We start from the raw sequence: 25366 nt of genomic DNA, 5'->3' as shown, positions 1-25366 counted from the left end.
GCGCCGCCGGGTCTATAATGACCTGAACAGATCTCGATTTGAAAGAGGACCGCTTCATGGGTAAAGCTATCGCCAGTATGACCGGGTTTGCCCGCGCCGAGGGGGAATTCGCGGGAACCAACTGGTCCTGGGAACTCAAAAGCGTCAACGGCAAAAACCTCGAGGTGCGCTGCCGCGTGCCCAACGGCTATGAAGCTCTTGATGCCTTCGCCCGCAGCACCTTTGCCAGACATTTCAAACGCGGCAACTTCCATGTCGGTCTGGTGATCGACAACGCGCAGAAGGCGGTCAAGCTGCAGGTGAACGAGGAAATCCTGCAACAGGTGATCCCGCTGGCAACCCGCGTCAGCAACGATCTCGACGCGGTCGCCCCCTCCGTCGATGGCATCCTCAACTTGCGCGGCGTGCTGGAACTGGTCGAGGAAGAAGAATCCCCCGAAGACAGCGAACAGCGCCTGAAACTGATCGAGGAAAGCCTGAGCGTTGCCATCACCCGCATGGAAGAAATGCGCCGGATCGAAGGCACCAGAATGGCCGAGGTCGCACAGGGGCATATCGATGAAATCGAACGCCTGCAGAAAAAGGCCGGGGATCTTTCGGCGACCCAGCCCGACGCCCTTCAGGCCCGCTTTATGAAACAGATGGCCGAACTGCTCAAAGACGGCAGCCCGGTCCCCGAAGAGCGTCTGGCCCAGGAAATCGCCATTCTGGTGACCAAGGCCGATATCCGTGAAGAGCTTGATCGTCTGGCCGCCCATGTCGCCGCCGCGCGCGATCTGCTCAATCAGGGTGGCCCCTGTGGGCGACGGCTTGATTTCCTCTGTCAGGAATTCAACCGCGAAGCCAATACCCTCTGTTCCAAATCATCCGACGTTGCCCTGACCACGCTGGGCATTGATCTCAAGGCGACCATTGAACAGCTGCGCGAACAGATCCAGAATATTGAATAGCCAAAAAAACATAGCCAGAACCGAAATAACCGGAACATCAGAAAATCTGACGAATAAAGAGTACGATGAGCGATATGACTGAAAACACCCTGCAGCGCCGCGGCCTGATGCTGGTTCTCTCTTCTCCGTCAGGGGCGGGCAAGACCACAATTTCCCGACTGCTGCTGGAACGCGAAGCGGACCTGACCCTGTCGGTGTCCGCCACCACCCGCAAAATGCGCCCCGGTGAAATCGATGGCAAAGACTACTTCTTTGTCTCGCCGGAAAAATTCGCCGAAATGGTAAAGGGGGACGAGCTGCTGGAACATGCCACGGTGTTCGATAACCGCTATGGCACCCCGCGCGCACCCGTGGAACAGGCCCTTTCCAACAGCCGCGATGTGCTGTTCGATATCGACTGGCAGGGCACGCAACAGGTCTCGGCCAAGGCCCCGAATGATATCGTCCGGGTCTTTATCCTGCCGCCCTCCCTGGAGGAACTGGAACGTCGCCTCTATGCCCGCGCCCAGGACAGCGAAGAGGTGGTCAGGGGCCGCATGGCCAAGGCCGCCGATGAAATGAGCCACTGGGCTGAATACGACTACATCATCGTCAATAACGATGTGGAACAATCCGTCGCTGACGTCCAGTCCATCCTCCGCGCCGAACGCCTGAAACGCGACCGCAAACCCGGTCTGGACGGTTTCGTGCGGGGGTTGCGGGGGGCTTAGGGGATAGGATTACTTAAATTTGACCCCAGACGCAGTGACCTATTCCTCTTGAATAATCCTCATTAAATTCTAATGCGGGAGTATATGCTAGAGCTACATCTGGATGAGCTTGCGCGAATTTATGTAATGCCAAAGCACTTGGTTTCGGACCGAATGAAGACAGTACTATATTGTGGGTTTCAAGATATGGGCTTAATATGGTTGTGATCACTTCTAGGCCATGGTCAGGCCCATAACTATCGATGGAATATTGTTTGGCTTGGGTGCTCCCTAACCTATATCCATCGTAAATTTTAATGTTGTTAATATGGTTCTCAAATTGATGACCTTCTTGAAGAAATAATATGGTTTCTTCAGGTTCAAAATAACAAACCATTTGATCTAATCTAGATGGATCAAAGCCAGTTGTGACAGCCACCAAAGTGGGTTTTCCATATTCTGAAACGCCTGCTCGTCCCATCACAAGGCGTGGCCTAGATGAATTTTTTGATGTCCAATGAGCGGTTGTTTCGGGACGCCAGTATATATAATTAACATTTATTTTTTTAGCAGTTAAAGTCCCTAATATCATCCAAATTAACTCGCGAGTCATTGTGGTGATGTCAATTAAAATTTGATCATTTTCTTTGTATTGGTTAAATGTAGAAAGGATAATTTTTTTTGTTTCTAATGGACTGTTGTAAAATAATTTGTTTTTTACAATTTTAATATTTGTTTTTTCACAAAACTCTTCCAATTCATTTATATTGTTTTCACTTTTGTTTGTAAATTCTTCTGCGTAAAAAATTATACACTCTTGAGCTTGTGTTAACTCCAGCCCTTTTTTAACGCCTTCAAGAAAACGAGGTTCCCAACCTGCAAGGCAAATAATTTTATCTACTCTCGGCAATTTCTCCCCATTCATGTCTCTTCTCCTGTAAACAATTCTGGTGTTTGAAATAGCTCAAATTCTTGCTGGTTACTTTCACTCTGATTTTGAATGGTTAATGGAATGTTTTTTCCATATGTAGCCGCGACAAGGTCCTTCGCAGGGATTGATGCTCTTCCATGCTGACCTATGGGATCTAGTCCTTTTGTAGGCCATAGCATCCTATTTGGTGTATAAAATTCTTCTCGTTTTCCTTTGTCTCGAGAGACCCCTCGGCGTACATATATCAGACCAGCGGATCTACAAATTTTGATCAAGGGTTCTAACAAATTCATATCTGTTTCATTACGTCCGCTGATTACAAATGCAAGAATTCTTGGCTCTGATTTATGATTCATTAGCCTTTCGGAAAAATAATTTCCTAGATTGTCCAATAAATTGTAAATAGCAGCGGCATCTTCTTCAGTACAATCAGTAACCGTACGATGCAAATCTTTGACTTGGCTCCATAGCTTGTCACTTTCATTCTTTAAAATCTCTGATTGAATATCTGAAGGAATACTATGAACTGGTTGTCCTGAATTCTTAGATCTAGCCGCATCATACATATAATAGCAGGGTTTGAGTAAGCTTCTGACGACCCCTGACGAGAGGTGGGAGATAGTGTCAAAGCCAGAATATACGGGTAAACCAGCTTTTGCGGACCTGTTTCTAAAATATGCAACACGGCCGTACTTATATCCCCAATCGCGAGCTTGCTTCTCAGTAGCTTTAGGATTTTTAGTTTTAAATTCTTCAATTATTTTTTCAGTACATGCTTGAATAGCTGATTTTACTGGAATTGATTCAGGAAAAAAGTTCTCTATGAGCGAATTGTTTTCGTTATTCAAACCTACTTTAGCTAATCGTTTAGAAACCACCTCTCTTGCAAATTGCCCAAAATCGGATGTTCGGTTTTGAAATGGTTGCTCCATGTCTAGAACAATATAATCATGCCCCTCAAGAATAGGTGCGCTACTCATTGTGCTGTAGTCAGTATATTCACTTTTTGCGCAACCTATTTTAAAGCTGAATACGGTTTGATTTCGATAGGATATCCAAGAATTTAATATGCGTTGTTGGTAACTATTTAGGTTTTGTGCATCATCAATCATAATCATGAAGTGACTATTTTTAAAAAAATCTACACTTCTTAACTCTTCAAGCAGAGGCAATATTGCAGATGAAAAAGTTACATACTCTCTATCATCCTTATCCCATTGAAATGTATTCATATCCCGTTGTGCATTTAGATTAAGTTTCTTAAAATGCAGACGGATAGCTTCAAACAATTTATCTGTTTGTTTTGTTAATTGGGTGTCAAAGAACAATTCTAGAGAAGTTAGGATATTCTTATTTTCTTCCCGACTAATCTTCGACTGACAACTACTTAAAGAAATAGCAAGTGCTTGACCAATTTCTGTAACTAAAAGGTGTTCAGAGATTAACTGAGATTTTAGTTCGTCAGCCCCTTCAAAACTATCATCTCTTCGAGCATAAAGAGGTGTTTTGCATTCAACTAAAACACCTACATAATCACAATTTATTTGTTGGTTATGCCTTCGATCATTTGCATTTCTTGACCTAAACTCATTAAACCTAAGCGTCATACTTTTGCCAGAACCACGTTCTCCAATCAAAAATACATTCCGTGGTGCACATATAAAACGGGAGTAATTGTGATCTTCAACAAATACGTCCAGCAAATCCTGCACATCAAGATTGCCCGCAGCATCATACTCAAAAGGGTTTTTGATCAAATCAGCTGTGGTCATTCCGAATTCCTATTAATTTTATCAATAATACTTGGGATATCATATGCTGGATCAATTGAATGAATTGTCTTACTAACGTCTCCAGGCACGACTAAATCACTTAGTACTAGTGGTTTCAAGTCGAGGGGTAGTATTTCTTCATCATTCAGAGAAAATTCTATAACAACAGATGTTTCTTTAAAGTCATCAAGAACTGAAGAGTAATATCTACAATATTTTCTTTCTTGATCAAATTTTATCACACGATGATAAATTAGATCTAACAGCTCAGATAGGGGCATCTTTGACGTATTGTGAACAATCAATGGATTATCAGTTTTACTACTTGAGGATAATAAATTTTTTATACCGCTAAAAATATTAGTGTTCTTTTTACTATCATCAACCTTATCCTTAATTATTTCGATAGGGATCGAGTAGTTTAAAAACAGAGATCCTCTCTCTCGGTGGCTAGCGCAAGGTTCGCAACAAGAGGCATAAACATGAAACGGCTTACTTATTTCGTCATAATCATTTTTTGTCAGTCTATAGCCAGATGTTCTTTGAGGACCCTCAGCCATTTCATCCGCGAACCTCAATATTCCAGCTAGGCTCCGCATTTTTATCGGCTTCTTATGAATATAGTTCGTATCATCAACAAGATCTTGTAGCGTATTATCGCTTCCATCCCTTGCTTTTCCCGTATGGGCACCTGCAATCTTAGTAACTTGGGAGCGTAATGTTTTCTTGAATTCATAATGCTCTGGGAATGTCTCATTAAAAATTTCAGCAATCTTTTTGTTATGGTTTTTTCTTCCAAAAAAGTTCCCAATATCATGGTATGCTATTGAAAGAGCTAACACATAGAGATTCAAAACGCATAAACCTTGCCCTTCTACCAATCCCCAAGCATTTTCCAATACATCATGAATATGTACAGGGCCATGATCTGATAAATTTGGTTCTTTTGCTTTTATTTCTGCTGAGAGCTTTAATACCGCATTACGAGCGTTCACATAACAAGCATATGCGTCTTCTGCCTTGTTTTGTCCTATAACGTTATGTAAATTTTCTTTAACGTGTAGCTCTAATCTAGTGTCTTCCCACATTATTTACCCAAACTTTCAAACACCGCTTTTGCTAATAAAGGCGGTACAGCATTACCTACTTGTTGTTGTTGAAACCCAATTGAGCCCGAAAATTGATAACTATCTGGAAATGACTGTAATCGCGCAGCTTCTCGAACTGATAAGCCCCTATCTTCCGTAGGGTGTATTAACATATTTTTTCGATAATTCCCGATCACGACAGATGGCTCGTTGATTTTTAGTCTTCGATATATGCCAGTATGACATCGTGATTTATCAGCATAAGAACCCATAAGGTCATCTGGAATATTTTCCCAGTTTCCTCCTTGGGGAATATATTTGTATCTATCGATGATATGAGGTGCATTTCGAGTTACATGATGATTAGAAGAGGTGCGATTTTTACCCCTCATGAGCTTAGCGAATTCAGATTTAGCTGAGCATCTATATTTCAGTTGATCAAATTTTGCACCGTTTGGGAGTAATTGAAGGTCTTCAATTGCTTCACCTACTGTTACATATGGAGTACATTGTGGTTGAGGTAGTTCCACTTTGGTACCATCCCTTGCTCCGATGACGAAGAGACGGTGCCGCTTTTGTGGTACTCCATAATCTGCAGCATTTAACAGACCATAGTTTACTACATATCCAAGTTCTTCCAATCCTCGGATTACATGTTGTAGAAAAGTAGCATTCGCAGTTTCTAGAATACCACGAACGTTTTCAAATACTACCCAATCAGGGTTTAGTTGTCTTACAGCCCTTAAAAACTCTTGAAACAACCAATTATTCTCATTCGCGGTATTTCGCGTGCGTTGGTTCGAAGTTGAAAATCCTTGGCAGGGTGGCCCACCGAACACAACAAATGGCCCATCTGGACGATATATGCCGAAATCACCTATATTCCTGACATCATCACATATGACTAAAGTTTCGGGATGATTAATTTGATACGTTTTGGCAGCATGAATATCTGTATCAAATGCAACTATCGTCTCAATACCAGCCCAGGAAGCTCCAATTGACATACCACCTGCGCCTGAAAAGACATCGATACCTTTGACCCTCAATTTTCCCTACCTTGTAACGCGAAACTGTACTCAGACAACAAATCAAAATAAATTTCTATGGTGTTTTTGTATAAAGATCAATTGCTCTATCAGCTTCAATCGATTTTTATGCAACTATTAGTATACTAAGGTCATGGTTTGAGGCAGGTGCTAGGGCAATGGTTCTAGTCCAGTTTGACCAAGGCATCAATGGCCTCGGCTACCCGCTCCTGATCCGCAGGGGGCAGAGGCAGGATAGGCAGGTGCGGTGAGGCATCCGTAAGCGACAGGATATTTGCTGCGGCATAGATGACCCTCAAGCCGCCAAACTCTTTGAAGAGCATCCAGAGCGGTTGGAAAAAACCGTCAATCCGTTGGACCTCGACAGCATCGCCAGCTTGCGCGGCTTTTGCCAGTTTCATGGCCTGAACCGGGAAAAGACCGCCGACCACGCTGTACCAGGTGTCTGCTCCGGCAAGAAGCCCCGCGGCACAGCCCCAGTCGCCGCTATAGCCAATGGCAAAGCCTGCCGCTGTGCTGCTTGCCCGGGTATGGTGACGCAGCTGTGTCAGATCGGCCTCAAGGGTATTCCCTTGCGGTAACGGCATCTTGACGGCGGCAAGGGTCTCGATCTGTGAAAGACGGCCTAAAAGTTCATAAGAAAAGGTGAAGCGGGTTGTTCCCGGGTTGTTATAGATACATAGCGGAAGGTCCGTGGCACGGGCAACCGCAAGGAAATGCTGATAGACCTCTTCCTCTGTCAAAGGCGTGTAGGAAACCGGTGCCAGCAACAGCCCGGCAGCACCAGCATCGCGGGCATCCCGTGCCAGCTGCTGTGCTTCATCTGTTCTGAGCGCCCCAACGCCCACGATCAACGGCACCCGCCCCCCGACAAATTCAGCCGCGGCGGCAACGGCACGCTGTCGTTCTGATCGTGTCAGATAGACATAACCACCAGTACTGCCCAGCAGCCCGATCGAGTTAACCCCGGCTTTTACAATCCGCTCCAGCAGGCGACAGAGAGCATTGCTCTCTACCCTCCCATGGCTGTCTGTCGGTGTAATCGGGAAGGCGGAAAGCCCGTGAAAGAGCGTCATGATGCAGTCCTGGCGTATGAAGGGGGCGCGTCTCCCGGTTTATCACCGGAGATTTATCGGCCCCGTGGTTTATAGACCCAGTGGTTTATGGACCCCCCGGTTTATCAACGGAGCTTTATGGGTCCAGTGTTTCCGGGTGATTTATCTAACTATCGCTTTGTCTTACCTGCTTCTTTTCCGCAGGCATAGAGCCATTAAATTTTCAAGATTGGGACCATTTTGGGCCTTTGCGCCAATACACGAGAGACTGTGACGTTCAAAGTTTGTATCTGCACAGACGCGGGGAGGGGTTTCAGGGGCGAGGCATGTAGAACGTCGCCAGCACGGGCAGTTTTCTGGATAATCTCTTTTGTCAGACAGGGGGCGTCAAGCAAGGGACATCAGGCCCCAAGGAGTAAGGTCTAAAGATTCAATACCTGATTATTAAAACGAATGGCCTGCGATACAAATTTGAACCTGACGACTTTCCTTGTTTCCCAAGGTTCCGACCTTTTTTATTATCCGCCCGACTTCTACTGTTGCGATCTTTGCTGTCCGAACAACGGAACGTGATGTCAGCCCTGACAGGCTCTGATCCTCGATAAGGACATCCCCGTACATCGTATCGTTTTTGGCGCTGGTGATCATCATGACCCAGACAAAATCAGTCTGGGGTGGTAATCCGATAACCAGCGCAGGTCTTCTCTTGTTTTGCGAATTGTCTGTATAGGGATAGGGGACGACAACAATATCACAGAGTTTTAGATCTTCCTTGATCATCCAGACCTCCTTCCAATTTGGTTTTAAAGGTCTGCATAAGCCTCTTCATCATTTTCACCCCCCCATTCGGTAAAGTGATAGAAAGGGTCTTCGTGATGTTCCGCATCAGGTTTGGCAACAGGGGTCAGCACAACATGCCCGTCCTGAAGTTCATACTGAAGCAGGTCACCTGCACCGACTTTCAGGTATTTACGAACGGCCAGAGGTATCGTTGTCTGACACTTGGTTGTTAAGGCTGACGTGATCGACATGATAGGGATGTCCTTGGATTCTGATATTCTGAATGTAAGGAATATCATTACAAATTTCAAGGAACATCATTACCTGTCAGAAAGAATAGTCCTTATACTGTTTGCTGGCGATCGCTTGCACGCGTATGGATTGTATTCTCACGTTAAATGAGCCGGGACTTGTGAAATCTGGCGCAAGTGCAGATACCAGCGCTCATTCCAGGAGCAAGCCGGGCAGATTTTCCGGATAATCTCTTTTTGTCAGCCAGAGAGTCTGTCACGCCCGGGGAAGGGCTCTGGTCCCGATTATTGAGGGGACATCAGGAAGCAGGTTTTGCCTCTTTCAGCTCCTGATAGCAACGCGCCAGCGTACAGAACTCCTCAACGCTCAGCTCTTCCGCCCGCGCGGTTTCCCGTACGCCTGCGCGTTCAATCAGCTCTCCGGTGGCAACACCCAGTGTTTTCAGGCTCTGGCGCAGCATTTTCCGGCGCTGGCCAAAGGCGGATTCCGTCACCTTTTCCAGCGCGCCAACCTCTGCCGGGGCCAGCGGCGCGGCGTGGGGTTCCAGCCGGACCACGGTCGAGGTGATCTTGGGCGGCGGGATAAAGGCACGGGGCGGGATGTCAAACAGCGCCTGCGCCCGGCAGAGCCACTGGGTCATCACGCTCAGCCTGCCGTAGCTTTTGGTGCCGGGGCTGGCGGTCAGGCGGTCGACCACTTCTTTCTGGAACATCAGGGTCAGGCTGGCATAGACCGTCGGATCGGCGGCGATCTGTTTAAGCCAGCGCAGCAGCAACACGGTTGAAATGTTATAGGGCAGGTTGGCGACAATCCGTCTTGGCGTGCTGCCCAGCGTGCTGAAATCCACCGTCAGGGCGTCCTGTTCGATCACTGTCAGCTTTCCGGCATAGGCCGAGCTGACCTCGGCCAGGGCGTTCAGGCAGCGCTGGTCCTTTTCCACGGCGATGACCTCCTGCGCGCCCTCCATCAACAGGCCACGGGTCAGGCCGCCGGGGCCCGGGCCGATCTCGAACACCGTGCCCTGATCCAGCGGGCCGCCGTTTCTGGCAATGCGGGAGGTCAGGTTGAGGTCGAGCAGGAAGTTCTGCCCCAGCGATTTTTTCGCGGCAAGTTCAAAGCGGGCGATCACATCGCGCAGAGGAGGGAGGCCATCCGGGGATCTGTTCATGGGGCTGTCTGGTTCATCGCTTGTTCGGGTTACGGGCTCACAGCTCCTGCCGGGGCAAGGCTGCAAGGTTATAGGGGCTGTATAATCTATCTCTGCCTATTGGGCTATATCTATCGGGGCCTGTCTACCGGATAGTGCCAGATCGCGGGATGCTCGGGTGGGGGAAAAACGTGGTCTGGGGAGTGGCCCGGAACACTGTAGCAGTGACCTGGGGCGCAGACTGGGGGCGCAGACCTGTTACGGAGCCTTCGGTGCATGACGGCTTTTGCCCGCCGTCTTTTTTGCCATCTCTGCCGCCATATCCAGTGCGGCAAGCAGGCTGGCGGGGTTAGCTATACCTTTGCCCGCGATATCAAAGGCCGTGCCGTGATCGGGCGAGGTGCGGATAAAGGGCAGGCCGAGGGTGATGTTGACCCCGCCGTCAAAATCCAGCGTCTTGATCGGGATCAGGGCCTGGTCGTGGTACATGCAGATCGCAACGTCATAGCGCTTGCGCGCGCTGGCGTGGAACATGGTGTCCGCGGGCAGCGGGCCGATCAGATCAAGGCCTTCCTTGCGGATCAGTTCCAGGGTCGGGATGATCAGCTCGATCTCTTCGCGGCCCATGCTGCCGTTCTCGCCTGCATGGGGGTTGAGGCCCGAGACCGCCAGCCGTGGCGCGGCGATGCCAAAGTCGTCCTGCAGCGCGCGGTGGGTTGTTCTGATGGTGTGGGTCAGCAATTCTTGGTTGATATTTTTTATCGCTTGTGCGAGGGAAAGATGTATCGTGACCGGGACAACCCGCAGCTGGGCACAGGCCAGCATCATGACCGAAGGCGTGGAAATCCCTGCTAGATCAGCGAGATACTCCGTATGGCCGGGATGTTTGAAGCCGATATCATAGAGCGCCGCCTTGTTGATCGGGTTGGTCACCACCGCCGCCGCACGCCCGGCCCGGACCAGCTCGACCGCCCGCTCGATCGAGCCGAGCACCGCTTTTCCGTTCGCCGGATTGACCTGTCCCGAAATCACAACATCTGACAACTTCTGGCTCAGAACCGGGAGGGCTTCGGCGAAACAACCCGCCGCTTCTTCCGGCCCGGCGATCTCTTTGACGGGGACGGCCAGCCCGAGCTGTGCCGCCAGGACCTCCAGTCGCCTGATATCATCAATGGCGAAAAAAGGCGTAGTGTTACTATGCCGTCGCTCCAGCCAGGCCTTGAGCGTCAGTTCGCCGCCAATCCCCGCCGGCTCGCCCATGGTCAGGGCCAGGGGAAGCGAGGGGCGAAGGAGCGGAGAGGCCGTGGCCTTTGTCACAGGCGGATGTCCACGTTGGAGCTGCGACGCAGGTCCAGCAGATAGCGCCGCGCCAGGGAATCCAGCCTGTCATCTGCCAGTTTTTGCTGTATAGCCAGCCGGTCAATCCCGCCGCTTGCCTGTCGGTCACAGACCGCAATCACGGCAATCCCGCCAGAGACCTGGATCGGAGCAGACGTTTCGCCGACCTTGACATTGCGAATGGCCTCGCTGGTTGCCGCAGGAAGATCTTTGGTGTTGATCGTGCCCAGATCACCGGAGCCCAGATCGCCAAGTTCCTTGGCAAGCGCGTCCATTGTGCTGCAGCTTTCGTATTTGCGGCGTGCATCGGCAGCCTTGGACTGGATGAGCTGCCTTTGCTCAAATGTCGCGTTCTCGGGAAGGGCAAAGAAAAACTGCTTCAGGTGAACCTTCTCCTCACTGCGCGTGGATCTTTCATCCTGTACAAGCAGAATGTAATAGCCACGTGTCGTATGAATGGGACCAAGGATCATTCCCGGTGCAGCCGAAGCAACAGCAGGCTGGAGTTCAGGGGCGAGCTGGCTGCTCTGAAGCCAACCAAGATCGCCACCAAGACTGGCGCTGTTCGATTGGGAAACCTGTCGGGCGATTGCTGAAAACTGGGCGCCGCCATTAATCGTCGCGAGGGCTTCTTCCGCCTGTTGTCTCACCCGTGCTTCATCAGAAGCGGTATCAATGCCTAAAAATATTTCAAAGATCCGCTTCTGCGTTTTTGCTCCTTCTGCCTGGACCTTGGCAACGACCTCTTCAATTTCAGCATCTGTAATGTTAATCGTTGAGCGCAGGCGTGCGTTGATCACTGCTCTCCAGGCGAGTTCAGCTCGGAACTGATCGTAGAGCGTAACCGGCAAAACACCCTGCTTTCTCAACGTATCAAGAAGCTGTTCCTGGGACATATTATTCTGGGCTGCGACCTTGCCAAAGGCGCCCTGTATTTCCTGGTCCGAAATAACAATATTCAGCCGTTCAGCTTCCTGGAGTTTGAGCCTTTCATCAATCAGTGTACGGACAACCTGCTGTAACATGTTGCGCCTGAGATCCGGAGAATCTTGCCTGCCCGAAGCGATGATGGCGAGCTGGGTTCTCTGTGCAACATCCAAAAGTGATATAATATCATCGTTCACAACAGCCGCAGGGCGCAGGACATCCTGAGAAACAGCAGGATGTCCGCAAAGGAACAGGATACTCATCAGGGAGGCGAAAAGTATACGTTTCATGAGAGTATCTTATTCCTTGTTACTTCAGTAAGATGTTTCATCAAGCAGGATATCTCGGTGATTACAGCGGTTGGATCGTACCGAGATGTTTGAACGTCAGTTCGACAGTGAATCTGTTGTCAGGTTCAAGTTCTCTGTCGCGGAACCAAGTGCGTGTGTAGAGCGAATCAATAATGATACACTCATCCTGATAGATCATTCCTAAACTGGCTTCACGTGAATCGTCTTCATCAAGATCTCGGGTGTAACTCGAGTTGAGGCTCCAGTATTCTGTCAACTGGCTGTTTATTCCAACCTTCACTTCTTCCCTATCTATGGTTTCATCGTTGATATTGTCATCTTTCAGGAAGACATAATCAAGATTGAGGTTGAATGCCTTCGGCCCGACTGTAACCTCGATCTCGTTTCGATTTACACTGAAGTCATCCGGATCAACTCTGAAACGGTAGAGGGCATCAAAATTATCTATAGTATATATGCCAACATGACCGACAATATCGGACAGGGGATCCCGAAGACCAGAGTTCTCTTCATAGAGAGCACTTTTTCCATTGAAACGGTAACTCTGCCCCAGGAGGAAATCAGCCTGATTACCTGAGATCGTGCTGGCTGTCCACTTGAAACCATAGCTGACGCGACTACCGGAATCGACGCGGTCTGTCCCCGCAAAGCGGTTGAGTGAAAAGAGTGATGTATCGTCGAACTCGAATTCCTGGCTGTCGTCGTTCGGTATTTCCCCCGGGTTGGATCCGTTTGGTGCAAGGATACCCTGTACAATTGGCTCAACTGTCTGGGTAAAGTTACCCCGGTAACTTGCGAAAGGGTAACGCCATTCCAAGGCTAATTGGGGGAATGCTCGTCCGGTTACCCCACTGTAATTGTTGTCACCAGGACGAACTTCAGGGCCGTCCTGGTTTACGTCATTTACCCAGTATCCATCTGTCTGGATTTGTCCGGTAAGTTTATACTGGTCTCCCCATGAGCCTGTGTATGGGAGGTCCCACCCACCAATCATAGAGAGCCGACGACTATCACGTCCTTCAGAACGCCCCAAAGCTTGCAGATTTGAGTCCAGTCGATAGGTTCCGCCACGTATACCTGGTTGGCTGACAAAGTTATATTCTGCCCGGGGGAGAACAAAAGGGTTCTCGGAATCATCTACATTACTCCTTAAACTCTGAAAGGTGTAACTGTCTATTTTTGCATAATTCCGACCTCTGAACCCTTCAACAAAAGCACTGGTTTCCAATTCAGAATCTGTGTTGAAACCGTAGACACGTCCATAGGTATCATCTGTTGCACGTTCGAGGTTGTATCCCCATCTCCAGGTTTTATCTAGATCGAAGCGTCCTTCGCTGATGATTTGTCCCCGAAATTCATCGCTGTGGACAGTATCGTTACTCCCTCGGCGGTCGGCAACCGTTGCACTTGCCTCAATAGACAAGTCGCCAGTGTTGAATTTTCGTTCATATTCCCCGGCAAGAACAATACCTTGTTTTGTCGTAGCGATAGGGGCAAAAAGAAATTCAGAAGATTCATCTATCGCCCAGTAATAAGGAATTTGCAGGGTATTGCCGAGTTGGGTAGAACTTCCATAACTTGGAAGAAGAAAACCACTCCGTCGCTTTACCGTTGGATCTGGGTGGGCGAGGTACGGGGTGTAGATGATCGGCACTCCGAATATTTCCATCCAGGCGTGATCGTATTTTATCGTTTGTGAAGTCTTGTTGTGCGTAATTTTCTTGGCTTTTAGTTGCCAGATAGGTGCGCGATCAGGATTGTCTTTGCATAGTTCACAAGGACTAAAAACGCCGTTAGTGAAAACCGAAATATTTCCACCGGTAAGTTGTCCACTACTTGCCGCAAGCCTGCTGCGATCAGTAAGAAGGACTCTGATGTCGCGGATGAAGCCTTCTTTCAGGTCCTCAGTGAGTTCGACGTGTTCTGCAAAAACAATGTCGCCGCTCGGCTCCAATAGACTGATGTTGCCTGTAGCAGTTACAACATTATTGTTTATGTTATAAGAAATTGTATCGGCAAGAACGGTTCTCTGCCCTTGTGATATTTCTACATTTCCTGCTGCTGTGACTATGCCTAAACCTTCGTCATAAATGACTTCATCTGCGCTGATTAGCGCAGGAACATTTTGTTCAATGGCATCTGTGGCCTGTGCATGCACAAGCTTGGCGCCTATTACACACGCAGAAAATGACAGTGACAGGGCGATCGCCGAAACACTGTTTTTCATAGCTCTGTTTATCCCCCCAAAAGACATCGACTTAACCGTCTTCCAGATGTAACAACATTGTAACGCCTAGCAATAAAGATACTCCTGCCGGAGACCAAGCAGCCAAAGCAATCGGAACTTTAGCGGACTGTCCCAGCGCAAAAACAAAGTTGGAAAGAAAATAAAGCATAAAACCGGTAAGTATACCGGAAAGGATCATCAGGCCAACCCGTCCACGCCTATGTTGCTGCATTGAAAAGGTTGCGGCAAGGAGAACCATTGCAATAAAGAGAAAAGGCTTGGAGAGAAGGCGATGAAATTGCAATTTGTGTTTGATTGCTGAAAATCCTGCATTTTCAAGCAAATTGATAAAATAGGGGAGTTCCCAAAAAGAAATCGACTTTGGATTAGCAAAGCTTTCTTGTACTTTCTCCATAGTCAGGTCTGTCGGAAGTTGAGCTTCTAGCAGGAAGGTTGGTTTTTCGCCGGGAAAAGAATGCCAAACTTTTTCTAAGATCCAGTTGCCATTTGCCAGCTGCGCTTTTTCAGAATCATACCTCGAGAGAAAATCGCCATCTTCAGCCAATTGGAAGATTATCACACTATTGAGTGAGAGATCGCTATTTACAGAGCCTGCATGGATAACCGAGATACCTGTTTCGTCAGATTGCCGGAGCCACAGTCCTGTTTCAGAGACTTTGAAAACAGCCTGATCACTTTTTTTGTACAGTCGCTCAAGCTCTTTGTTTTTTGCAAAGAGTGCAGAAGATATCGGGTTTATTACTGCAAAGCTCAACACACCAATCATGAGAGAGCAAAAAGCGAAGGGAAGAATGATTCCCCAGATTGATACACCAGCGGTTCTGATGATAACCAACTCATTTGCCCTGGTCATTTTCCAGAAAGTTGCCATAGCAGCAAAGAGAATCATGAAAGGCATGATTTCCTCGCTCAGTTGAGGCAGGCGAAAGAGAACAATTTTTACGATCTGTAAAAAAGGAACGGCTTTGTCCTCAAGATCATCAGATACTTCAAGCAGCGAAATCAGAAATACGACCCCCATAAGCACTGCGAAAAACCCAAAAAAACTGAAAAGGTAGTTTCTGGAAGCATAGCTGAAGAGGGTCCAAGAGATAAAAGCCGGTTTTACAGCTCTTTTTTCATGAAAAACAGTCATCCCTTTGCCTGCCCTGTCGCCTGGTCCTGTGTTTCAGTGGTCTGATCACTTGGTGTGGAGCCTGTCTCACCTGATTTCCTGAGGGGGACGGTTCTCTTGGTTTTTTGCAGTACAAAAATTGATATCATGATGACAGCAAGGGGCCAAACATAGAGCACAGGAATAAGGCTTGAATTTTTTTCAGTAATGTCTTTAAGCAAAAACATTGCCAGCATCATGACACCCATACAGCAGATGGCGACCATTATTCTGCCAAGTTGCCCTCGTCGACTGAATTCACCTGATAGAAGGCAAGCCAAGGCAATGAAAGCCATTGCCAGGGTGAAAAGAGGACTGGAAATTCGATAATGCCCGGCTGCGACAAGCTCATCAAAGTTATCCAGATCTCGCGGATTTTCTGAATCCGGAAAAAGAAGCTCCGAGAGGAAGCGTTCTCTGGGTTTGAGCCAGCGGTCGCCTTCATCCTGGCTGATGTTGGCAAATTTCAATACATATTTATCTGAATAGGCAATTGAAAGTCGGCCAGTTTCCGGATCGATTTCCTGACGGCTGGCATTCCAGAGTATGGCTCTGAAATCATCTTTCTCTTTTAACAACGCACCGGTCTCTGCAAGGTACGTAACCTGAACACCGACTACACTGCTGTCATGAACAAGCAGCCCCTTTAATTCACCTGCCGGCGTTTTCTCTTTGAAGTAAATTGTATATTCGTTGTTAAGTGTATTGAATTTTCCTTCTTTGAGAAGAACCGGGGAGAGGTTATCCCGAAAATAGTGCTGGAGTTCCCTGAATTCGCGGTAGGATGCAGGGAGGAAGTACAGGTTGATTGAAACCACACAAAGCATGGCAAGCAAACCCAGCTTGATGCCCGGACCGGCGAGTTGGAATTGTGAAAAACCTGCTGCCCGCAAGACGATCAACTCGCTGTCAGTGTTAAGCTTGTTGTAAATAAACAGCACTGAACAGAAAGTGGCGACCGGAATCACGATGACAAGAAAGTAGGGCATCAGGAGAATAACAAAATAGAAGAAGGTCGATGCCGGCAGGCCATCATTCACGATCATGTCAACAAAACGCAGGGATTGCGCCAGCCAGACAGCCACAGCAAGGGATATCGCGACAGATATCGCGAATAAAACCAGCTGCAATAACATGTAACGTGAGATAATCTGCATCAGTGTCCGAAATTCAGTCTCGCAAAATATACTGTGAAGAAATAGCCAGAACAGCCTTGCCACGTCCAGTTAAATCGTGGAACTTTTACGTTAGATCAAAGAGATTTGGGTGAGCAATTGAAAGTTTTCCGGTTTAGGTTGGCCTCAGGGTACTGACTAACGAATTTTGTTCGCTGTTTCATTAATTCATATTCAAAGAGGATAGCATGAAGTTTTCCTTCATTTCAGGAAATGTTCCCACGACAGGCGCACTGGTTGTTGCCGTTTATGAAGGCGGAGAGTTGTCCCCGACTGCCCAGGCATTGGACAAGGCCAGTGGCGGTAAGATCCTCCGGGCAATAGAGAATAGCCGCTTCAAAGGGAAATCAGGAGAACTCCTGGATATTCTGGCTCCTGCAAACATTGATAACAGCCGTATTCTCCTGGCAGGTCTTGGTAAGAAGTCGCCCCTTAAGGTGGTTGATCTTGAGAATCTGGGCGGGCGTGTTTACAAGGAACTGTCCGGCAAAGGGGAAACAGAAGTCTGTGTTGTGATTGACGGACTGACGGCCGAAGGCAAGGACGAGGCTGTCCTTGCTGCACATGTGTCTCATGGTTCCTTGCTGCGTTCCTACCGGTTTGATACGTACAAAACCAATGTCAAACCCGAGAGTATGCCATCCCTGCAATCTATGACGGTGCACTGTGCATCCCCAGAAAATGCCCAGGCGACCTTTGAGAAGCTTGAGAAAGTTGCCCAGGGTGTATTGTTTACACGTCAACTGGTGTCCGAACCGCCAAACCGTCTCTATCCGGAAAGCTTTGCAGAGCAGGCAAAGGAACTTGAAACATTGGGTGTCAAGGTCACAGTTCTGGGGGAAGCAGAAATGGCTGATCTTGGAATGAATGCCCTTCTGGCCGTTGGTATGGGATCTGCCAGGGATTCTCAGGTCGTTATTATGGAGTGGAACGGCGCACCGGAAAGCCGAGAGCAAAAACCTCTGGCCTTTGTGGGGAAAGGGGTGACTTTTGATACCGGAGGGATCTCTCTCAAGCCTGCGGCTGGCATGGAAGATATGAAATTCGACATGGGAGGTGCCGGGACGGTTTATGGTCTGATGAAAGCCCTGGCCGGAAGAAAGGCGAAGGTCAATGTTGTTGGAGCCTGCGGGCTGGCTGAAAACATGCCTTCTGGCAATGCACAGCGCCCCGGAGATATCGTAACATCCTATTCCGGAAAAACGATTGAGGTGCTAAACACAGACGCTGAAGGTCGCCTGGTACTTGCGGATGTTCTGTCTTATGTGCAGGAAAAGCACAAACCCCGGCTGATCATCGATCTGGCTACCCTTACCGGAGCCATTCTTGTTGCACTGGGCAATGATATTGCAGGTATTTTTTCCAATAACGATGATATATCCAGCAAACTTGTTTCGGCAGGCGAAGCCGTCGACGAACGTGTCTGGCGTCTGCCGCTGGCTGATTGTTATGACAAACTGATCGATAGTGATGCTGCCGATATGAAGAATATCGGGGGCAGATTCGCTGGATCAATTACCGCAGCACAGTTCCTTCAAAGGTTTATTGAAAACGGAACACCCTGGGTTCACATCGACATTGCTGGCGTTGCCTGGTCTGCAAAAGACAAGCCAATTGCAGAAAAAGGTGCGACGGGGTTCGGCGTTCGCCTGCTTGAACGCTTTGTTGCCGATAACTACGAAGCTTGACCTATCCAGAAGAGCGAACAGCACAGCTGTTCGCTCTTCCAAGAGATGACGTACATTATGGCTGACATTAGGTTCTATCATCTGACCAGGACGCCCCTGGAATCTGCATTGCCGAAGATGCTGGAGAAGGTTCTGGAACGGGAACAGAGAGCTGTTGTTCTCTCCGGTGATGAAAAGCGTCTTGCTGAAATAGACCAGGCTCTCTGGAGTTACCGTCCCGACTCTTTTCTGCCTCACGGCACAAAACGAGATGGGTTACAGGGCGAGCACCCAATCTGGTTGACCGTAGAACCATCCGAAATCAAATCGGCAGATGTCATCTTCCTGATCCATGGCGCAAGTACAGATCAGTTATCTGATATAAAAGCCTCGCTCTGCGCCATCCTTTTTGATGGGAATAACAATGTTTCTGTGCAGGGGGCGCGGAGCCATTGGAAAAGCCTGAAAACAGCGGATCATGATCTGACTTACTGGCAGCAGACAGAACGGGGTGGTTGGGAGAAGAAAGCCTAACAGCAAGCTCCCCCCGCACCAATGGTACACTTATACTCTAACGAGATATTCGACAGGGTCAGTGAGACAAGAGGACCGGGATTTGCTGGTTGGAAAAGAGGCTTTTGGTAACACCACCAAAAATCATTTCCCTGATACGACTATGCCCCCATGCCCCCGCTACAATAAGTCCGATGTCTTCGCTTTGGGTTACCCCCATAATTATATCTTCAGGGAAGGGGCTTTGCTCGGTTCTTAGTTTGCAGGTAATACCGTGGCGTGAGAGATGATCAGCGATGTCTTTTTGGGAAATGCTATCTTCTTCAACTTCTCCGACAGAAAGAAGCACGACTTTCCTGGCAACTTTTAAAAGCGGTAATGCGCCACTGACAGCTCTTGCAGCTTCTGGAGAGCCGTTCCAGGCGATCAGGATATTCCCAGAGATATCATCCGGAATTTTTTTATGCGGTACGGCAAGAATAGGCAGGCCGTTTTCCATTAACAAGGAGCCAGAGAATTCAAGTTCATCAGCAAAACTACCTTTGGACTGGCTGATAATTGTGAGGTCTGTAAAGCGTGCATGGAATGCAATGATGTCTACTTCACGCCCTTCAAGCTGTCGCCATTCATGGGAAACACCCCCTTGTCCTGCTTGCTCTTCAAACGATTTTCTAAGTTTATCGGCCTGGTTTTGAATATTTTCCCGCTGAGTTTGAACCACCTCTTCGGGAAAGTAGCCTGTTATTCCGTGCGGAGCGCCATAGAGGATTGCTTCTGGCGTTTTGAGGGCATGTACTCCGATCAGGTGAACTTTATCAAGCTTTGCCGCGAGCTGAAGCGCGGCCGCCATACGTGTTGCGTTTTCCGGATGACCATCAATCTGAATCTGGATATCTCGTAGCATCTTGTTCCTCCACTGAAACGATTAGGTGGAATTCTGAAGGCGTCAGCATTTGTATCTGCAGCGATCTCTCCCTTTATACTGGGGAAAGACCTATCCATCAGCATTGATCAAGATCAATAAGCGGTAAAAACCTATAGCTGCTGTAATTTTGATGATTGGGTAAGAGTATCTTCAATGCCAGCAGGAAGATTGATATAGATCAGGCCACTGCCATACATTCCCCTGACGGCATTTCGATCAGCAAAAATAATTTCCTCGCGACGAAACTTCGGCAGCTCGGTTTTTTCTAGCGTGGCACACATTTCTTTATGGCGATCATCCTTCAACAGGGGATACCAAAGTATAATGACGGCCTCTGCCCATTTGTCATGCAACGCCAAAATGAAGTCAGCAGCAGCGTTATATTCGCTTTTGATTTCGTAACTTGGATCGATAAGAACGAGTCCCCGTTGGTTCTCTGGTGGAGAAAGTGCCAGAACCCCCTTGTATCCATCCTGATGATGTAGATGAATGTTTCGAGCACGCATATTTGATTTCAGGGCGAAAAATTCTCCGGGGTGGAGTTCCATTAAATGTAGATGATCATTTGGTCTGAGCAGGCAATGGGCGATTTCAGGCGATCCAGGGTAATAGTCAGTTCCAAATTTTTTCTTGGTTTCTCTAATTGTATGAAAATAAGGGTGTTTTTTGGGCCATTGCCCCTTTTCCAATACCTTGAGAATACCTTCTCTTGCTTCCCCGGTTTTTTCGGCTTCGGGAGCGGTTAAATCATAAACTCCTCTTCCGGCGTGGGTTTCCATGTAATGAAGTGCTTTGCCTTTTCCTGCCAGCTTGGACAGAACTATGGACAGGGCTGCATGTTTATGAACATCAGCGATACAACCCGCATGGTACAGGTGTTGGTATGATAACATTTGATGCAGTTTTCCTGTCAGTTTGGCTGGTGAGTCGAGTATCTTTAAATAATATTTACTGATTCTTCTAATTCATCTTGGATAGTTTGGTTAGTGAAATTTCTATTATTTCTATTGCCTGAAATAAAATTTCAATTTTAGGAAGAAAAATGAGGTTGATGTGATCTTGATTTAAAATATTAAAGATTTTTTATAGCATTGGAGCTACTATTGTAATGTCCTTAATTGAGCGGTTGCTTCTTATAGTTGATCATATATTTGGGTTTGTTGTAATGGGTAGTGTTGTTTTCATGGTTGAATGAGATGCCTGTCCATTGTTTTTACTTTTTGAGCCTTGCTCAAGGAGCTGGTTTTGAACTTGTTCAATCTTCTGATCTGTTTGTGTAGAGAAATCAACCCTCGATTTTTTAAGAGGCTGGTTCTGTCTCTGATACTATTTTTTTCAGGTGAAGAAGTACTTTACGCATCAGATTTGAAGTTACGCATCGGTTATAATGATAATGCATCATTTCCATATTTTCTGGGAAACAGTTCTTTACCGTTTGACCCTCCGGGTATCTCAGTTGAAATAATCAGTATCGTTGCATCCGAACTTGGAGTGGATGTTGAGTTTGTTCGGTTGCCCGGAAGACGGGTTCTGCATGAACTGAAAGCAAACAGGCTAGATGCAGCGTTTATTTTTTCATTTAAACCGGAGCGTCAGGAATTTGGTGTCTTTCCCATGCGCGGAGGACAACCTGATTCCCAAAAAAGGTTAGCCGTGTTGTCTTATGTTCTTTATCGTCTTAAAGGGACAGCGTTAGATTGGAATGGTCATTCTTTCTCGAATTTGAACGGGGCGCTTGGAGCAAACGCGGGATATTCCATTGTAGCTGATTTGAGGAAAAAAGGTGTCGTTGTTGTCGAGGCAAAAACGACGGAAACCAATTTCCTCAATCTGGAGAATACCCGTATTGTAGGGGTTGCTGATCAGGAGGTCGTTGCTGACAGTTATCTGGCGACGAACAACATCAATACAATTGAGAAGGTTGAAGTACCCTTGGCGACGAAAGACTATTTTCTGATCTTCAGCCATCAATTCGTTGATGACTATCCTGATCTCGCCGAAAAATTCTGGGAGAGGATTGCCGAAAAAAGGGATGAACTGACAGAACAGCTCATCCCCAAATATGTTGCGGCGGTACCAGAAGCATCACTTAGTAATTAACAGGGAGACTACTCAACCTGGATTTCTAGTTGGCTGCTTCGTATTTTTCCTGCGCGGTCAGCCATTCTTCTTCGGCTTTGGAAAGTTCCTTGTCGATCTTGCCGATCTCTCTGGTAAGTTCTAGTTGTCGAACATTACTGTTTTCATAGATCGCTGGATCTGCAAGTTCAATTTCAAGTTTTTCTTTCTTTGCCTGAAGTTTTTCCACTTTTTGCTCGGCCATTCGCACAGCTTTTTTAAGATCTCCCCCAGCTGCTCTTGCTTCGGCTGCAGCCCGGCGTTTGTCTTTTTTACTTATATTTTTTGAACGCTGCGCATCAGCTGTCTCAGTCGTATCATCATTCTTGATACGTGTTTTCTGACGTTCCTGTCGGCGTTGCTCAATCAAAAGTTTTTTGTAATCTTCCAGATCACCATCATAGGATTTGACGGTGCCATCACCAACAAGCCAGAAACGATCTGCGGTAAGCTCAATGAGGTGTGGATCATGGGAAACCAGGACGATTGCCCCTTCAAAACTGTTCATGGCCTGAACCAAAGCTTCGCGTGAGTCGACATCCAGGTGGTTGGTCGGTTCATCCATCAGAAGAATATGTGGTGCATCACGGGTGGTCAGAGCAAACAACAACCGTGCCTTTTCACCACCGGAAAGCGCGCCTACTTTGGTGGAAACATGGTTGACACCAAAGCCAAAGCGTCCAAGCTGCGCCCGTACTTTTGACTCTGGCGTGCCGGTTTTCATTAAGCGTGCCATCAAAGTGTATGGTGTTGCTTCAAGATCCAGTTCTTCTGCCTGATCCTGGGCAAAGTAGCCGATTTTTAGTTTGGAGGACTTATAAAAAAGCCCTTCTTGTGCCTCCAGACGGCCAGCCAAGAGCTTGACGAGAGTGGATTTCCCGTTGCCGTTGGCTCCGAGCAGGGCAATCCGGTCTTCCATGTCCAGGCGCAGATTGAGATTTTTGAGAATAGCTTTGCCTGGTTCGTACCCAATGCTGACCTGATCAAGGTTGATCAAGGGGGGTGCGAGTTCCTTTGGGGACGGGAAGTCAAAGGCAAGAGTACTGTCTTCGGCAACCGCAGCAATGGGTTCCATGCGTTCCAGCATTTTAACACGGGACTGTGCCTGTTTGGCTTTTGAAGCTTTTGCCTTAAAGCGATCAATAAAGCTCTGGATATGTTTACGCTGTTCTTGCTGCTTGGCATGCTGAGCGGCTTGATGGTCAAGCCTTTCCCTGCGAATTTGCTCAAACTGGTCATAGTTCCCTGTATAGGAAACCAACTGCTGATTCTCGAGATGGATAATCTTGTTGGCAACATTATTGAGCAGTGAACGATCATGCGAGACAAGTAACAGAGTGCCAGGGTAGCTTTTGAGGTAACTCTCAAGCCAGATGGTTGCTTCCAGATCCAGATGGTTGGTTGGCTCATCCAGTAACAGAAAGTCAGGTTCGGCAAACAACAGGCTTGCCAAAGCGACACGCATACGCCATCCCCCCGACAAAGAAGAGCAGGGCTGTTGCTGGGCTTCTTCGTTAAATCCCAGGCCGGCAAGAATTCGGGCTGCCCGGCTGGGGGCTGTATCAGCATCGATATCAACAAGACGTTCGTGTATCTCTACAATCCGGGTGGGATCGGTTGCGCTTTCGGCTTCTTTTAACAAAGAGGCTCTTTCGTGATCTGTTGCCAGAACAGTATCAATCAGACTTGTGTCCCCCGAGGGAGCTTCCTGGGCAACTTTTCCAACTCTTGTGTTGTTTGGAAAATTGATTTCGCCAGGTTCTGAATGGATTTCGCCAGAGATAATTCTCAACAGCGTTGTCTTGCCTGTTCCGTTACGGCCAATAAAACCGACGTTGTCGCCTTTGTGAACAGTAGCAGAGGCGGAATCAAAGATCGGGCGGCCGACAATACGATAGGAAAGATTATTAATATGCAACATGGGGACAGGACATCACAGCAGCTTAAGGGGGCGCAAAGGGGTTTCTTTAGGGGATATTCGGTAAATTGGCAACGTGGGAAATTGCATTTCTCAATAAGCAGAGGTACTCTCCGGCTGTCAGATACGAAGGAAACAGAGTGAGTAAATGAAAAGAATAGCTTTCTGTGATTATTATAGGGAAGCTGCTCGTACGCTATTTCAGCAAACGGGAAGGACAATCTTTGTTGGCGCATTCGGACTGATGGTTACGGCTTGCCTGTTTGAAGAAGACTCATCAGTTCCTCGGCTTACCGAAGATGGCTTTGGTGCAATCGATCAGACTACAAAGTTTGAGCTGGGGCATCTGGAGCGTGAAAATCCCGATCTGCGCTTTGTCGAGATGTCGTTTGAGGAAGAGGGCGGCTTCGTGACGGTTATCGAAGGCTACCGTCAGGATAAACTGCTGATTGAGCTTTTTCCGGATTCTTCTGGTCAAAGAGTTGGTTACCTGCACGCGCTTTCCGCTTTGATCAGGGGGCCAGACGGAGAGCGCATAGGGGAGGGATTCCCCGATGAGGATTTTTCGACCTGTATTCCTGGTGAAGAACAGTTCAGCGGGATGGTAATCTGCCGCCATAAGAAGAATACCCGTCTTTCACATCTCTATGAAATTCCGGGACATGATGGGCCTGACGGTGTCTTGCCCCCAGAAGAGTTTACAGATGAAGCCCAGTTGCTCCTGATTGTCTGGCGGGCAGACGAGGGGTAGTTTTGAAGTGTTTTTGCTGAATTTCACTCTGGCAGTTCAGCGACATGAGAAAACAAACACCCAGTGTCATTTAAATAGAGTTGCCCCGGGTCTGGTCTGGCTGTATAAGGCCGCCAACGAATTCCATCTTTTTTGACTATTGTTTAGTAGGAGGCCTGACATGGCTCTTGAACGTACTTTCTCCATCATCAAGCCAGATGCCACAAAGCGTAATCTGACTGGTAAAATCATTGCCAAGTTTGAAGAAGCCGGTCTGCGGATTGTTGCTTCCAAGCGCATTCACATGACACGTGCACAGGCTGAAGGTTTCTATGGGGTGCACAAAGAGCGTCCCTTCTTTGGCGAGCTGGTCGACTTCATGATTTCCGAGCCTGTTGTGGTTCAGGTTCTCGAAGGCGAAAATGCAGTTGCCAAGAACCGTGAAGTTATGGGCGCAACTAACCCGGCAGAAGCAGCTGAAGGTACAATCCGGAAAGAATTCGCGCTTTCTATCGGCGAAAATTCCGTACACGGTTCAGATGCACCGGAAACAGCTGCTGAAGAAATCAAATTCTTCTTCACCGATGCGGAAATCGTTGGCTAACAAGTCACTCACTGACTTGTATTAAT

At 47.8% G+C, this 25366-nt stretch carries 23 protein-coding genes; 7 read left to right on the top strand and 16 right to left on the bottom strand.

The window, feature by feature from the left end; all coding sequences use genetic code 11:
• Positions 1–56 precede the first annotated feature (56 nt).
• Positions 57–950 carry a YicC/YloC family endoribonuclease gene (locus O4H49_RS06360; RefSeq protein ID WP_269422600.1) on the top strand — a complete coding sequence of 298 codons (894 nt, stop codon included), beginning with the start codon at positions 57–59 and terminating at the stop codon, positions 948–950.
• 65 nt (positions 951–1015) lie between these two features.
• A complete protein-coding gene (gene gmk / locus O4H49_RS06355; RefSeq protein ID WP_269422599.1) occupies positions 1016–1660 on the top strand; it encodes a guanylate kinase in 645 nt (214 codons plus the stop codon).
• A gap of 13 nt (positions 1661–1673) precedes the next feature.
• Here gmk and O4H49_RS06350 read toward each other — a convergent pair whose 3' ends face one another.
• The 13 genes from O4H49_RS06350 to O4H49_RS06290 form a co-directional block, all read right to left on the bottom strand.
• Complete coding sequence (locus tag O4H49_RS06350) at positions 1674–2564, bottom strand: hypothetical protein (protein WP_269422598.1); 891 nt, start codon at positions 2562–2564, stop codon at positions 1674–1676.
• Positions 2561–4342, bottom strand: a complete 1782-nt coding sequence (locus O4H49_RS06345) for a hypothetical protein (RefSeq protein ID WP_269422597.1) — start codon at positions 4340–4342, stop codon at positions 2561–2563. The genes O4H49_RS06350 and O4H49_RS06345 overlap by 4 nt, the downstream gene beginning before the upstream one ends.
• Positions 4339–5430, bottom strand: coding sequence for a hypothetical protein (locus tag O4H49_RS06340; protein WP_269422596.1), 1092 nt, complete (start codon positions 5428–5430; stop codon positions 4339–4341). Before O4H49_RS06340 ends, O4H49_RS06345 begins: the two co-directional genes overlap by 4 nt.
• Positions 5430–6479: a DNA cytosine methyltransferase gene (locus O4H49_RS06335; RefSeq protein WP_269422595.1), complete on the bottom strand. Its 1050-nt coding sequence runs from the start codon at positions 6477–6479 to the stop codon at positions 5430–5432. The genes O4H49_RS06340 and O4H49_RS06335 overlap by 1 nt, the downstream gene beginning before the upstream one ends.
• A gap of 164 nt (positions 6480–6643) precedes the next feature.
• Complete coding sequence (locus tag O4H49_RS06330; RefSeq protein WP_269422594.1) at positions 6644–7555, bottom strand: dihydrodipicolinate synthase family protein; 912 nt, start codon at positions 7553–7555, stop codon at positions 6644–6646.
• Between the two features lie 423 nt (positions 7556–7978).
• Positions 7979–8314, bottom strand: a complete 336-nt coding sequence (locus O4H49_RS06325; RefSeq protein WP_269422593.1) for a type II toxin-antitoxin system PemK/MazF family toxin — start codon at positions 8312–8314, stop codon at positions 7979–7981.
• Positions 8315–8337: 23 nt separating this feature from the next.
• Positions 8338–8565, bottom strand: coding sequence for a type II toxin-antitoxin system PrlF family antitoxin (locus O4H49_RS06320; RefSeq protein ID WP_269422592.1), 228 nt, complete (start codon positions 8563–8565; stop codon positions 8338–8340).
• Between the two features lie 299 nt (positions 8566–8864).
• A complete protein-coding gene (gene rsmA, locus O4H49_RS06315; RefSeq protein ID WP_269423092.1) occupies positions 8865–9734 on the bottom strand; it encodes a 16S rRNA (adenine(1518)-N(6)/adenine(1519)-N(6))-dimethyltransferase RsmA in 870 nt (289 codons plus the stop codon).
• A gap of 237 nt (positions 9735–9971) precedes the next feature.
• Complete coding sequence (gene pdxA / locus O4H49_RS06310; RefSeq protein ID WP_269422591.1) at positions 9972–11030, bottom strand: 4-hydroxythreonine-4-phosphate dehydrogenase PdxA; 1059 nt, start codon at positions 11028–11030, stop codon at positions 9972–9974.
• Complete coding sequence (locus tag O4H49_RS06305; RefSeq protein WP_269422590.1) at positions 11027–12268, bottom strand: peptidylprolyl isomerase; 1242 nt, start codon at positions 12266–12268, stop codon at positions 11027–11029. Before O4H49_RS06305 ends, pdxA begins: the two co-directional genes overlap by 4 nt.
• A gap of 61 nt (positions 12269–12329) precedes the next feature.
• On the bottom strand, positions 12330–14516 hold the full coding sequence (locus O4H49_RS06300) for an LPS-assembly protein LptD (protein WP_269422589.1): 2187 nt from the start codon (positions 14514–14516) through the stop codon (positions 12330–12332).
• 31 nt (positions 14517–14547) lie between these two features.
• Positions 14548–15672, bottom strand: coding sequence for an LPS export ABC transporter permease LptG (gene lptG, locus O4H49_RS06295; RefSeq protein WP_269422588.1), 1125 nt, complete (start codon positions 15670–15672; stop codon positions 14548–14550).
• Positions 15669–16847: an LptF/LptG family permease gene (locus O4H49_RS06290; RefSeq protein WP_269422587.1), complete on the bottom strand. Its 1179-nt coding sequence runs from the start codon at positions 16845–16847 to the stop codon at positions 15669–15671. The genes lptG and O4H49_RS06290 overlap by 4 nt, the downstream gene beginning before the upstream one ends.
• A gap of 206 nt (positions 16848–17053) precedes the next feature.
• Between O4H49_RS06290 and O4H49_RS06285 the strand changes: the two genes are divergently transcribed.
• Both O4H49_RS06285 and O4H49_RS06280 read left to right on the top strand, forming a co-directional pair.
• Positions 17054–18553, top strand: a complete 1500-nt coding sequence (locus tag O4H49_RS06285) for a leucyl aminopeptidase (protein ID WP_269422586.1) — start codon at positions 17054–17056, stop codon at positions 18551–18553.
• A 57-nt stretch (positions 18554–18610) separates the two neighbouring features.
• Positions 18611–19066: a DNA polymerase III subunit chi gene (locus O4H49_RS06280; RefSeq protein ID WP_269422585.1), complete on the top strand. Its 456-nt coding sequence runs from the start codon at positions 18611–18613 to the stop codon at positions 19064–19066.
• Between the two features lie 58 nt (positions 19067–19124).
• Here the strand turns inward: O4H49_RS06280 and O4H49_RS06275 are convergent, their stop codons facing one another.
• Positions 19125–19949: a universal stress protein gene (locus tag O4H49_RS06275; RefSeq protein WP_269422584.1), complete on the bottom strand. Its 825-nt coding sequence runs from the start codon at positions 19947–19949 to the stop codon at positions 19125–19127.
• Positions 19950–20080: 131 nt separating this feature from the next.
• Positions 20081–20863 (bottom strand): 23S rRNA (adenine(2030)-N(6))-methyltransferase RlmJ, encoded by a 783-nt coding sequence (rlmJ, locus tag O4H49_RS06270; RefSeq protein ID WP_269422583.1) that lies wholly within the window; start codon positions 20861–20863, stop codon positions 20081–20083.
• Positions 20864–21215: 352 nt separating this feature from the next.
• Between rlmJ and O4H49_RS06265 the strand changes: the two genes are divergently transcribed.
• The gene (locus O4H49_RS06265) at positions 21216–22070 is read left to right on the top strand and encodes a substrate-binding periplasmic protein (protein ID WP_269422582.1); all 855 of its coding nucleotides are present in this window, start codon (positions 21216–21218) and stop codon (positions 22068–22070) included.
• Between the two features lie 25 nt (positions 22071–22095).
• Here the strand turns inward: O4H49_RS06265 and O4H49_RS06260 are convergent, their stop codons facing one another.
• A complete protein-coding gene (locus O4H49_RS06260; protein ID WP_269422581.1) occupies positions 22096–24009 on the bottom strand; it encodes an ABC-F family ATP-binding cassette domain-containing protein in 1914 nt (637 codons plus the stop codon).
• Positions 24010–24154: 145 nt separating this feature from the next.
• Here O4H49_RS06260 and O4H49_RS06255 point away from each other — a divergent pair, with 145 nt between their 5' ends.
• Both O4H49_RS06255 and ndk read left to right on the top strand, forming a co-directional pair.
• Positions 24155–24757: a DUF1131 family protein gene (locus tag O4H49_RS06255; protein WP_269422580.1), complete on the top strand. Its 603-nt coding sequence runs from the start codon at positions 24155–24157 to the stop codon at positions 24755–24757.
• Positions 24758–24917: 160 nt separating this feature from the next.
• Positions 24918–25340, top strand: a complete 423-nt coding sequence (gene ndk, locus O4H49_RS06250) for a nucleoside-diphosphate kinase (RefSeq protein WP_269422579.1) — start codon at positions 24918–24920, stop codon at positions 25338–25340.
• Positions 25341–25366: the final 26 nt, after the last annotated feature.

It is taken from the genome of Kiloniella laminariae, assembly GCF_027214005.1.
Taxonomy (GTDB): domain Bacteria; phylum Pseudomonadota; class Alphaproteobacteria; order Kiloniellales; family Kiloniellaceae; genus Kiloniella; species Kiloniella laminariae_A.
The sequence above is the reverse complement of the archived record's forward strand: the minus strand, read 5'-3'. Positions and strand labels throughout refer to the sequence as shown.